The 12355-nt window shown below is 42.3% G+C and carries 12 protein-coding genes; all 12 read left to right on the top strand.

Translation table 11 applies throughout. From position 1 onward, the window contains the following. Positions 1 to 4: 4 nt before the first annotated feature. The 12 genes from ACHUGF_RS11355 to bfr all read left to right on the top strand — a co-directional run bounded on the left by ACHUGF_RS11355 (position 5) and on the right by bfr (position 12352). The gene (locus ACHUGF_RS11355) at positions 5 to 1099 is read left to right on the top strand and encodes a TRAP transporter substrate-binding protein (RefSeq protein ID WP_394131261.1); all 1095 of its coding nucleotides are present in this window, start codon (positions 5 to 7) and stop codon (positions 1097 to 1099) included. A gap of 130 nt (positions 1100 to 1229) precedes the next feature. After that, complete coding sequence (gene luxS, locus ACHUGF_RS11350; RefSeq protein WP_394131260.1) at positions 1230 to 1739, top strand: S-ribosylhomocysteine lyase; 510 nt, start codon at positions 1230 to 1232, stop codon at positions 1737 to 1739. 205 nt (positions 1740 to 1944) lie between these two features. Then, entirely contained in the window at positions 1945 to 4008 is a 2064-nt protein-coding gene (locus ACHUGF_RS11345) for a TonB-dependent receptor domain-containing protein (RefSeq protein WP_394131259.1), read from the top strand. A 439-nt stretch (positions 4009 to 4447) separates the two neighbouring features. Next, positions 4448 to 5782 (top strand): Na(+)-translocating NADH-quinone reductase subunit A, encoded by a 1335-nt coding sequence (locus ACHUGF_RS11340; RefSeq protein WP_394131257.1) that lies wholly within the window; start codon positions 4448 to 4450, stop codon positions 5780 to 5782. Further along, positions 5782 to 6978 (top strand): NADH:ubiquinone reductase (Na(+)-transporting) subunit B, encoded by a 1197-nt coding sequence (locus ACHUGF_RS11335; RefSeq protein ID WP_394131255.1) that lies wholly within the window; start codon positions 5782 to 5784, stop codon positions 6976 to 6978. The genes ACHUGF_RS11340 and ACHUGF_RS11335 overlap by 1 nt, the downstream gene beginning before the upstream one ends. Continuing rightward, a complete protein-coding gene (locus tag ACHUGF_RS11330; RefSeq protein WP_394131253.1) occupies positions 6971 to 7768 on the top strand; it encodes a Na(+)-translocating NADH-quinone reductase subunit C in 798 nt (265 codons plus the stop codon). Before ACHUGF_RS11335 ends, ACHUGF_RS11330 begins: the two co-directional genes overlap by 8 nt. Then, complete coding sequence (locus ACHUGF_RS11325) at positions 7768 to 8400, top strand: NADH:ubiquinone reductase (Na(+)-transporting) subunit D (protein ID WP_394131251.1); 633 nt, start codon at positions 7768 to 7770, stop codon at positions 8398 to 8400. Before ACHUGF_RS11330 ends, ACHUGF_RS11325 begins: the two co-directional genes overlap by 1 nt. A gap of 5 nt (positions 8401 to 8405) precedes the next feature. After that, positions 8406 to 9014, top strand: coding sequence for an NADH:ubiquinone reductase (Na(+)-transporting) subunit E (gene nqrE / locus ACHUGF_RS11320; RefSeq protein ID WP_394131249.1), 609 nt, complete (start codon positions 8406 to 8408; stop codon positions 9012 to 9014). 46 nt (positions 9015 to 9060) lie between these two features. Then, entirely contained in the window at positions 9061 to 10308 is a 1248-nt protein-coding gene (gene nqrF, locus ACHUGF_RS11315; RefSeq protein WP_394131247.1) for an NADH:ubiquinone reductase (Na(+)-transporting) subunit F, read from the top strand. Between the two features lie 110 nt (positions 10309 to 10418). Continuing rightward, positions 10419 to 11432, top strand: a complete 1014-nt coding sequence (locus ACHUGF_RS11310) for an FAD:protein FMN transferase (RefSeq protein ID WP_394131245.1) — start codon at positions 10419 to 10421, stop codon at positions 11430 to 11432. Positions 11433 to 11456: 24 nt separating this feature from the next. Continuing rightward, on the top strand, positions 11457 to 11678 hold the full coding sequence (gene nqrM, locus ACHUGF_RS11305; protein WP_394131243.1) for a (Na+)-NQR maturation NqrM: 222 nt from the start codon (positions 11457 to 11459) through the stop codon (positions 11676 to 11678). A 209-nt stretch (positions 11679 to 11887) separates the two neighbouring features. After that, positions 11888 to 12352, top strand: a complete 465-nt coding sequence (gene bfr / locus ACHUGF_RS11300) for a bacterioferritin (protein ID WP_394131241.1) — start codon at positions 11888 to 11890, stop codon at positions 12350 to 12352. The last annotated feature ends 3 nt before the right edge of the window (positions 12353 to 12355 follow it).

Raw genomic sequence — 12355 nt, 5'->3', positions numbered from 1 at the left:
ATCAATGAGTAAAAGAGCAATAATATCCTGGTTAGTTGCATCGTTATTTCTTTTAGGTTGTGAAAAGCCTGCCCCTGTCACAACTCAAGTCACCGATGCCCAAGCGCCGGCAATTGAGTGGCGTTTAGTGACCTCTTGGCCAAAAAACTTACCTGGCTTAGGCATGGCGCCAGAAAGGTTTGCTCAGTTAGTAAAATCTATGTCCAATGGCCGACTGGTGATCCATGTATATGGTGCAGGGGAGATTATGCCTGCATTAGCCGTGTTTGATGGGGTAAGCAGTGGCACAGTTGAAATGGGGCATAGTGCCCCCTATTACTGGAAAGACAAAGTACCTGCGGTGCAGTTTTTTTCATCCATTCCTTTTGGCATGAATGCCGAGCAAATGAATACCTGGTTACACCATGGTGGTGGCCTAGAGTTGTGGCAAGAGGTTTATGCACCTTTTGATGTTATTCCTATGGCAGGAGGAAACACAGGCATGCAAATGGGTGGCTGGTTTAAGAAACCCATTAATTCTCCTGAGGACTTTAAAGGCCTTAAGATGCGATTGCCTGGAATTGGTGGCGAGATGTTAGCTTCATTGGGAGGATTGGCTACCGATGATATCCCTGGTAGAGAAATTTATAGCGCTTTGCAAACACAGCAAATAGATGCGGCAGAATGGGTGGGGCCTTATAATGATAAGCCACTAGGTTTATATCAAGTCGCGAAGTATTTGTATTACCCGGGCTGGCACGAGCCTAGCTCTAATATGGAATTCATTATTAATCAGTCTGCTTATCAAGACTTACCTAAAGATTTACAAGTTATTGTGAGAGTCGCTGCAAGAGCGATTAATGAAGATATGCTCAGTGATTACACCCATGGGCATATCGAGGCGCTAGATGAATTAGTGAATCAGCATGGTGTGATTGTTAAACCTTTTCCTCAGTCAGTGATTACCGCATTGCGCTCTGTAAGAGATGACGTTCTCTTGAGTCAGGCTGAACAGGACCCAATGTTCAATAAGGTGCTTAAGGCGTATCTTGAAAGTGAAATAAAACTGAAACGCTATTATGGTTACACTCACAATGCATTGGAGAAGTATGCTCAGTAGCTCAGGTTGTTACAGGTGCTGAGATATATTCAACAGGCAATATAATTGCACCTTGGTCAGTATTTTTCGAGAGAATTAATGTTATGCTTTCTCCTTTCGACATTGGCCAAAAGAATTTTGGGAGAGCCTCATGCCACTACTAGATAGTTTTACTGTTGATCATACGCGAATGCATGCACCTGCTGTAAGGGTTGCTAAACATATGAGTACGCCTAAAGGCGATACTATCACTGTATTTGATCTGCGTTTTTGTATCCCGAATAAGGCCATCTTAAGTGAACGAGGTATTCATACTCTGGAACATCTTTTTGCTGGTTTCATGCGCGATCACCTTAATTCAGCGCAAGTAGAGATTATTGATATTTCGCCAATGGGGTGCAGAACCGGTTTTTACATGAGTTTGATCGGTACGCCATCTGAAGCTGATGTGGCAGAGTCTTGGTTAGCAGCAATGGAAGATGTGCTAAAAGTGACTAACCAGAATGACATTCCAGAGCTCAATGAATATCAATGTGGTACTTTTGAAATGCACTCGTTAGAACAGGCTCAGCTGATTGCTCGTGATATTATTGCCGCAGGCATTAAGGTGAATCATAATGATGACATTACTTTGCCTGATGAGATTTTGAAAACCCTGTAATTTTGCAAGGTTGAACATGAAGAAGCGACAGAAATGTCGCTTTTTTTGTGTCTTGCGTTTGCTAGCAATAAGCTAAAGTCTTGATATTAAGCAAAAGCTGTTAAGTTAAAGTTGCGTCAAAGCTGTTTTTATGTGACTGAAACCGTTATTGTATAAAACAAATAGCCTATTTTTTGCGTGAAAAGACACATATATGGAGATAACTATGTCTAGTCGCCAATTTAGTTTGTCAGTGGTTGCCACTGCAATTGTTTTGTCGGGATACTCACCTTTCGCTGCCGCAGCAATTGATTCTACAGTCGAGGCTGGGGCGAACTCGGTTGATCTAAACGTGACTGCCGAGCAGTTTCATTACCGCACAAGTGAAATGCCAGTGGCTCAAGCTGGAATGATTGCGTTACCCGCTTCGGCTGGCTCAGTTAATACCGTTGTCAATCGTGGTGCGGTAAATGGTGTTGCACTTCAACAAGATGGTATTTTTTTAGCGCCAGCACCTTATTCATCTAATGTACAAGTCCAGCCCAATTTGTTGATGATGACCGGCCTCAATGTCGCGAGCATGACTGAGGTGTCTTTAGGTGGCCAAGGTTCATTCGGAGCACTAAATTACCAGAGTGTGAAAATTAGCCCTAAAGACATGGAAACGGTTATTAATGCAGAGACAAGCCAGGATGGCGATATTACTGGCGGTTTTATTACCAGTGGTCAATCAAAGCAATATGGCATGTTATTGGCTGTCGATTATCAAAAAGCCAGTAAAGATGTGGGCTTCAGTAAAGGCTTTGATGCAGAATACAGTAACACAGACGTATTATTTAAAATTGCAGCTGATAGCTTAGCTGGGGCAAGAAAGCCACAGCGTACTGAATTTAGTTTTCAATATATTAATAATGACAATGATATTAGCCCAGTGGGTATCACACCTGCTGATTTTAACGCCAAACCTGCTACGCGTTACTTTTCCTCTAGCCAAGATAATGAGCAAAGTAAGCGTTATCGCTATGTGGTTGCCCACGAGGTGAAGCTATCATCGCAAGCAAATATGTTGACCGACTTTTATTATCAAAGCCAAGAGCAACGTATAAATCAAATGCAATATCTCGACGATATGTTGCTAACACCGACTGGATTGTCAACCATTGCCCAGTTTGAGCAAGCACCAGTAGCGCAAGGTCTGATGTTAGGTAGCATGGCACAGAGTAATGATCTTGAGGGGTTCGGGATTCAAACTCGTGGTGAAACCTTGCATGGCGCCCATAAAGTGATTTATACGGCACGTTATCATCACGACAAGGCTGAAATGCGTTTAGGTTATCAAGATTGGATGTATGGCCAAGATCTCAGCTTGACAGCAGGTGAGTTGTCACCCGTTATCGAATATAAAGATGACGCAACGGCCCTTACCACAGCAGTTGATACACAACTAAATTATGACAACTTATATATGAACATTGGTTTAGGCTATGAGAATGTTGATGTATCAAGAGAAGTTGGTGCTAACTTTAGCGGTTTAGATGCGGCGGATTTTACTAATGACGGCTGGTTGCCTTCATTGGAGCTGGGGTATCGTCAGTCAAGCTGGTCGGTTGCGCTTTCAGCTAAACAAGCTTGGACAGCCGCCTCAGCAGGTAATGCGGAACAAAAACCGCAAGAAGCATTGCAGTATGAAGTGTCTGGGCGTTATCAAGGTGAGCGTCTAGGCGTAGCTTCAAGTGTTTATTACCATGACTTTGATAACCAGCACATGAGCTGTAGTTGGGCTATACCTTGTAATTATCAGGGTAAAACAGTACAGGACAATATCAGTGATGTGGCTGTGATGGGGGCTGACTTGTCATTGAGCTATCACATGAACTTTGATTCATTCAGCATTCCATTTACCGCGCAGTATTTATATGCCAAAGCTGAAATTGAAGAGGAAGGCTGTAACTTTTTTGCCTGTTATGGCAAAGATGTGCAATTACCTTGGGTGCCCGAGCATCAAGCGACAATTAATACCGGCTTAATCATCGGCTCATTCTCATTGATGTTTAATGCGCTTTATCAATCAGAGTTAGGCTATAAGGTTTCTGATCAAGTTGAAAATTATTCAATTGATGGCCAGTGGAAGCTTGATGTAGCGGCTAATTATGCATTCTCACAACAACACAATATTTATGTGAGAGTGGAAAACGCGTTAGATGAAGCACTTATCTCACAGCACACTCCTTTGGGTATCAATGGACAGTCGGAATTGACAACACTGATCGGCTATCAAGGTCGCTTCTAACCCATTGTAAGCTATTATGTTAATGGCTTTTGTTTAAAATATGTTAAAACTCGGTCTTGTATAAGGCTGAGCTTTATTTGTATTTACTAATAGTTTTTTTATTAATCAATTCTGAATAATTCTTTTAAAAATTAGTGTTATATTAATTTTGGCTCGAGAGATTAAGTCGATTTTTTATAATGTTAAACCCCTTTTTATCGCTTTTTTATTTGTTAATGCATTAGACGTGCCTTAGTTTGAAAATACCTATAATTTTCGTGGCGATAGTCTCATATTTGGGGTAAAATGCGCGCGACCAGCGTGATTATGATCGCATTTTTCGTGTTAAATCTGCGCTAGCTCAAAAACGGTTTGTTTGTTAACGCTTTGTTTTGTTGACACTTTGTTTTTGTAGCGGAACGTGCGCATTGTCTTTCCTTCAAACGTAGTGCTTGTGGATATGATTACAATTAAGAAAGGATTGGAACTGCCTATAGCAGGCGGACCAGAGCAAGTTATCCATAATGGCCCAGCCATTAAACACGTAGCTACCTTGGGTGAAGAGTATATTGGCTTACGTCCTACCATGAAGATTAAAGTAGGCGATAAAGTACAAAAAGGTCAGGTTCTTTTTGAAGATAAAAAGAATCTGGGCGTAAAATATACAGCTTTAGCCAGTGGTACCATTATAGAAATCAACCGAGGTGCCAAACGCGTACTTCAATCAGTTGTTATCGAGGTCGAAGGGGATGATGGTATCTCGTTCGCAAAGTATAGCGCTGACCAACTTGAATCACTTGATGAGCAAGCCGTCCGTGATAATCTGATTGAATCAGGTTTGTGGACGACTATTCGTACCCGCCCTTTCAGTAAAGTCCCAGCAGTTGATGCAAAGCCTGCAGGTATTTTTGTTACCGCGATAGATACTCAGCCTTTGGCTGCGGATCCTGCAGTAATCATTGCTGAAAACAAAGATGATTTTGCTAACGGCATTAAAGTTCTATCGAACTTAGTTGACGGTGAAGTATTCCTTTGTAAAGCTCCTGGTGCGGATATTCCAGCTGCAAATGCACAAGTGCATGAATTTGCTGGTAAACACCCTGCAGGTTTAGCCGGTACGCATATTCATAACTTGATGCCTGCGTCAGTTAATCGCTCTGTATGGCATGTTGGCTATCAAGATGTGATTACCATTGGCCAGCTATTCACTCAAGGTGAAATAATCACAGATCGCGTTGTGGCTATCTGTGGCCCGCTGGCTAAGCAACCTCGCCTTATCAAAACTCGCTTAGGCGCTAAAATATCTGAATTGACTGAAAACGAAGCACAGGGGGATGTGGTTCGTATGATTTCTGGTTCGGTATTAAGTGGTCGCACAGCTAATGGTCCTCATGATTATCTAGGGCGTTATCACCAGCAAGTGAGCCTATTAGAAGAAGGTACTGAAAAAGAACTATTTGGTTGGGCAATGCCTGGTGCAGATAAGTTCTCAATCACCCGTGCATTCTTAGGCCACTTAGGTTCTTCTCGTTTGTTCAAAATGACAACCAGTACTGGTGGTTCTGATCGTGCGATGGTGCCGATTGGTAACTTTGAGCGCGTGATGCCGTTGGACATATTACCTACCATGTTACTGCGTGACCTTGTGTCAGGTGATTACGATGGTGCAGTACAGCTTGGTGCTTTAGAACTAGATGAAGAAGATTTAGCACTGTGTACGTTCGTCTGCCCAGGTAAATATGACTACGGTTCATATCTACGAGACTGCTTAGATACGATCGAGAGGGAAGGCTAATGAGCTTGAAAGATTTTATCGAGCGTATTGAACCGCAATTTGAAAAAGGCGGTAAATACGAAAAGTGGTACGCACTCTATGAAGCTGCGGCTACTGTATTTTATACCCCTGGTAAGGTAAACAAAGGTGCAACGCACGTTCGTGACAACCTTGACCTAAAACGCATGATGATCACCGTTTGGGCATGTACTTTCCCTGCGATGTTCTTTGGTATGTACAACGTTGGCTTACAAGCGCAAATTGCGTTGGTAGCTGGCTTTGGTACTCCTGATATGTGGCAAGTTGGCCTGTTTGAAATGCTTTGCGGCCAGTTAACGGCTGAAACAGGCATTGCAGGCTTGATGGTCTACGGGGCTTGCTTCTTTTTGCCTATCTACGCGGTGACATTCGCGGTGGGTGGTTTCTGGGAAGTGTTATTTGCGTCTGTTAGAGGCCATGAAGTGAATGAAGGGTTCTTCGTGACTTCAGTTCTGTTCGCACTGACATTACCGGCGACGATTCCATTATGGATGGTGGCGCTAGGTATTACCTTCGGTGTCGTTGTGGCGAAAGAGATTTTTGGTGGTACTGGCCGAAACTTCTTGAACCCAGCACTAGCAGGGCGTGCATTCTTATTCTTTGCTTACCCATTAAATATGTCAGGTGATACCACTTGGGTTGTGGCTGATGGATTCTCTGGTGCAACAGCATTGAGTCAAGCAGCACAAGGTACGCTTGATTATGCAACTGCGAGCTGGACTGATGCATTCTTCGGTTTCATTGCCGGTTCTGTGGGTGAAGTATCTACCTTTGCGATTCTATTGGGTGGCTTAGTCATTATTTATACCCGTATCGCTTCTTGGCGCATTGTGGGTGGTGTGATGGCCGGTTTGATTGCCGTTTCATTACTACTGAACCTGATTGGTAGCGATACCAACCCAATGTTCGAGATGCCTTGGCACTGGCACTTAGTATTAGGTGGCTTTGCGTTTGGTATGATGTTTATGGCGACTGACCCTGTTTCAGCGTCGTTCACTAACCAAGCTAAATGGGCTTACGGTTTCTTAATTGGTGCGATGGCGGTATTTATCCGTGTGATCAACCCTGCTTTCCCAGAAGGCATGATGTTAGCCATCTTATTCGCTAACTTGTTTGCACCGCTTTTCGACCACTTTGTGGTTCAAGCTAATATTAAGCGGAGGATTGCACGTGGCTAGTAATAAAGAATCTTTCGGTAAAACACTGTTTGTTGTAATCGGTCTGTGTTTTGTCTGTTCTATGCTGGTATCTACTGCAGCGGTTTTATTAAAGCCTACTCAGTTAGAGAACAAGTTATTAGATAAGCAAAAATACATTCTAGCGGCAGCAGGTTTGGTTGATGACAGCAAGGGTAAAATGGCTCGTGCTGAGATTATCGAGACATACAATAAGTATGTTGAAGCTAAAGTTGTTGATTTGAAAACCGGTGACTGGGTTGACTCAGTAGACGGCAATACCTTTGACGTTGAAAAGGCTGCTCGTACGCCAGCAACTTCTTTTGTTCCGCAAAACGACATCGCTTCAGTTAAACGCGTAGCAAACCAAGGTGTGATTTACCTGGTTCGTGATGATAACCAACAGCTGAAAACTGTGATTATCCCTGTTAAAGGGTATGGCCTTTGGTCAACGATGTTTGCTTTCTTAGCTGTTGAAGCTGACTTGAACACGATTCGTTCATTAGTGTATTACGACTTCACTGGTGCTGGTGAAACACCGGGTCTTGGTGGTGAAGTTCAAAATCCACAATGGATTGCTAAGTGGAAAGGCAAGAAGCTTTTCAATGATGATGGTGAAATCGCGATTAAAGTGACCAAAAACCCTGTCGTTGCTAACTCTGAATTCGGTGTTGATGCGCTTTCTGGTGCAACTTTGACGGGTAACGGTGTTCAGTACTCTCTTGAGTTTTGGTTAGGTGAAGAAGGCTTCGCTAAATTTATTGAGAAAGCACGCAACGGAGGGTTGAGCTAATGTCTGAAGCGAAAGGCGTCAAGCAGGTTCTGACCGGACCAATCATTAATAACAACCCGATTGCATTGCAAATCCTGGGTGTATGTAGTGCTCTTGCTGTAACCAGCAAAATGGAAACTGCATTGGTGATGACAATTGCACTAACAGCCGTTTGTGCGTTTTCAAACCTATTTATTTCATTACTACGTGCTCATATTCCAAGTAGCGTTCGTATCATCGTACAAATGACAGTTATTGCCTCTTTGGTAATTGTTGTTGACCAAGTGCTTCAAGCCTATGCGTACGATGTTGCTAAGCAGTTGTCAGTATTCGTTGGTCTGATTATTACCAACTGTATTGTGATGGGGCGTGCCGAAGCGTATGCAATGAAGACTCCACCAATGTTGAGCTTCATGGACGGTATCGGTAACGGTCTTGGTTATGGTGCAATTCTATTATCAGTTGGCTTCGTCCGTGAGTTATTTGGTAACGGTTCGTTATTCGGCGTAGAGATTTTAGCTCGTGTCGCTGATGGTGGTTGGTATCAACCAAACGGATTATTACTTCTTCCACCAAGTGCGTTCTTCTTAATCGGTGGTTTAATCTGGATGATCCGTACTTACAAGCCTGATCAAGTAGAAGCAAAAGGGTAAGCGAAATGGAACATTATATTAGTTTATTAATTCGCTCTGTTTTTATTGAAAACATGGCCCTGTCGTTTTTCCTCGGTATGTGTACCTTCTTGGCTGTATCGAAGAAAGTGAAAACATCGATGGGTTTGGGTGTTGCTGTAATTGTTGTATTAGCTATTGCGGTACCAACTAACCAAATCATTTACCAAAGCTTTCTAGCACCAGGCGCATTAGCGTGGGCGGGTGTGCCAGAAGCTGATTTGAGCTTCTTGAAGTTCATTACCTTCATCGGTGTGATTGCTGCGTTAGTACAAATTTTGGAAATGACCTTAGACAAGTATTTCCCACCTTTGTATAACGCACTGGGTATTTTCTTACCATTAATCACGGTGAACTGTGCAATCTTTGGTGCGGTTTCATTTATGGTTGAGCGTGACTACAACCTGGGTGAAAGCTTAGTGTTTGGTATCGGTTCTGGTATCGGTTGGGCACTTGCACTGGTATTGCTTGCCGGTATTCGTGAGAAAATGAAATATTCTGATGTGCCAGATGGTTTACGTGGCTTAGGTATTACCTTTGTGACTGCAGGCCTAATGGCTCTAGGTTTCATGTCGTTCTCTGGTGTGTCGCTGTAAGCGGCACTTGAACGAAGCATTAATTTGAACCTTTAAGGATAAGTGAATGGGTATTCTTGAATCTACTCCAATAGATGTTTATCTAGGTGTGAGTATGTTTACAACGATTGTCTTGATTTTGGTATTAGTGATTTTATTCGCTAAATCAAAGTTAGTGGCAAGCGGCGATATCACAATTGGTATCAACGGCGACGCAGAAAAAGCAATTCAAACAGGCGCTGGTGGTAAACTGCTGGGTGCATTGGCCGATAACGGTATCTTTGTATCAAGTGCTTGTGGTGGCGGTGGCTCATGTGGTCAGTGTCGCGTGAATGTGAAGTCAGGTGGTGGTGATATTCTACCAACTGAGCTTGACCACATCAGCAAAGGTGAAGCACGTCAGGGTTGTCGTTTATCTTGTCAGGTAAACGTGAAATCTGACATGGAAATCGAACTTGATGAAGAAATCTTCGGCATCAAGAAGTGGGAATGTGAAGTTATCTCAAACGATAACAAAGCGACGTTCATTAAAGAGCTTAAGCTGCAGATCCCTGATGGCGAATCAGTACCATTCCGTGCGGGTGGTTATATTCAAATCGAAGCCCCTGCACATCATGTGAAGTATGCTGAATTTGATGTACCTGAAGAGTATCGTGGTGACTGGGAACACTTTGGTTTCTTTAATCTTGAATCAAAGGTTGATGAAGAAACAATTCGTGCTTACTCAATGGCTAACTACCCAGAAGAGTTTGGCGTTATTATGTTGAATGTGCGTATTGCAACGCCTCCTCCACGTAACTTAAGCCTGCCTTGTGGTAAAATGTCATCATACATTTGGAGCCTGAAAGCTGGTGATAAAGTGACTATTTCTGGTCCATTCGGTGAGTTCTTTGCTAAAGACACTGATGCAGAAATGGTATTTATTGGTGGTGGTGCAGGTATGGCACCAATGCGTTCGCACATATTTGACCAACTTAAGCGTCTTAACTCTAAGCGTAAGATGAGCTTCTGGTATGGTGCACGTTCTAAGCGTGAAATGTTCTATGTTGAAGATTTTGATGGCTTAGCAGCAACCAATGAGAACTTTAAGTGGCATGTTGCACTTTCTGATCCACAACCTGAAGATAACTGGGAAGGTTACACTGGCTTTATTCATAACGTACTGTATGAAAACTACTTGCGTGACCATGAAGCACCAGAAGATTGTGAGTTCTACATGTGTGGCCCACCAATGATGAATGCAGCCGTAATTGGTATGCTAAAAGATCTTGGTGTAGAAGATGAAAACATTCTACTTGATGATTTTGGTGGCTAACCTCCGAACACATTAAAGTAGCTTGAAATGGAATTGCAGCTTTGTTTGACAGTGAGCGTCATGTTAAAACAAGCTGCAATTTTTTTGTTTTTAAAAAGGTATGTTGTTTAATGATAAATCGTTTTGTTCAAGCTGTTGTCTTGTTGATTTTGCTGATGTCGATTTCAGCATGTGGTGAACAAACCAAACTCGTTTCTTTGTCTGGCAACACTATGGGGACAACCTATAGTATTAAAGTTGTACCTAGCGAGCGCTTACCTCAGCCGCAATTGTTGCAGGCTGAGATAGATTTAGCGTTAGAAGCTGTGAACAATCAAATGTCGACTTATCGTCCTAACTCAGAGCTGACTCGATTTAATCAACTTAATCCAGGTCAAAGCTTGCCAATATCTGCAGATACGGCGTATGTGATAAATGAAGCAATCAGGCTCTATGATGTTACTGATGGTGCATTGGATGTCACTTTAGGGCCGCTAATCAACTTGTGGGGCTTTGGTGAAGACAGTAAACCAACGAAAGTACCGACACAGAACAAGATTGATATTGCAAAAACTCAGATGGGAATGGATGGGTTTAGCTTACATTCAGGAAGCCTAAAAAAGTCTCACCCAGCACTTAAAATAAACCTATCGGCTATTGCCAAAGGTTTTGGCGTTGATAAAGTTGCCAATATTCTTAATAAATACCAAGTTAGTGGTTATTTAGTCGAGATTGGTGGTGAGCTAAGTGTTAAAGGGGTAAAGGCAGATGGTACACCTTGGCGTATTGCTGTTGAAAAGCCTAATTCACAAGGCGCTCGGATCCAGCAGGTGATCGAGCCTGGCACGATGGCTGTGGCGACTTCTGGTGATTACCGTAATTACTTTGAAGAAAATGGCGAACGTTTCTCGCATCTAATCGACCCGCGTAATGGTTATCCTATTAAACACAATTTAGCTTCAGCGACTGTGTTACACCCCAGTAGTATGACTGCTGATGCCTATGCTACTGCTATGATGGTCTTAGGTACGCAAGCGTCTTTGGATTTAGCGCAGAAACAAGATTTACCTGTTATGTTGATTGAAAAAGCAGAGCAGGGCTATGAAGTATTTTATAGCGAAGCATTTAAACCTTATATAAAATAGACGTAATGGTTTACGGAGATTGAAATGAGTACATTTTTTGCAGCGTTCATCATCTTAATGTTGTTCTTCTTACTTATGTCTGTAGGTTACATCATTAAGAAAAAAGCCGTGGAAGGAAGTTGTGGCGGTCTTGGGGTATTGGGCATTGAAAAAGCCTGTGATTGCGATGATCCGTGTGACAAACGTAAGCGCCGCATGGCTGAGTCTGAGCGGAAAGCTAAATTAGAACAGAATAGAATAATCTAAATATTAGATTGTTATTTTTGTAAAGAGCCTTCATTTTGAAGGCTTTTTTTGTATTGGTGTAATAAACATGTAGTGTAAAAGTAAGTTGTAATGATAATGCTTATCAATAGCAAGTGACTGAATTTAAAGGAAATATTTGCCTTTTGGTTTTTGGTGCTCTATATTGTTCCAATATTGATCTAGATCAAGTATTGACCAAGGAACTTACTATGAAAGGCCAACCTCGTGTTATTAGCCAGCTCAATCAGGTGCTTACTTGTGAGCTAACGGCAATAAACCAGTATTTTCTACATGCCCGTATGTTTAACCATTGGGGCTTAGAGAAACTTAATGGTAAAGAATATAAAAAGTCTATTGAAGACATGAAGCATGCAGACAAATTAATTGAGCGTGTTTTATTTCTGGAAGGCTTACCGAATCTTCAACAACTCGATAAGTTGAGAATTGGTGAAAACACTGAAGAAATGCTGCAATGTGATATGGATGCTGTAACTGAGCAGGTAGCCTTATTACGTGATGCCATTAAAGTTTGTGAAATTGAGCATGACTACATCAGTCGTGATTTGCTTGAAAGTTTATTGGAAGATGAAGAAGAGCACATTGATTGGATTGAGGCTCAACAAGAGCTTATCCAGAAAATGGGTCTACAAAACTATCTTCAATCTCAAATGTAAGTG

Source organism: Shewanella maritima (assembly GCF_043643735.1).
GTDB lineage: Bacteria > Pseudomonadota > Gammaproteobacteria > Enterobacterales > Shewanellaceae > Shewanella > Shewanella maritima_A.
The sequence above is the reverse complement of the archived record's forward strand: the minus strand, read 5'-3'. Positions and strand labels throughout refer to the sequence as shown.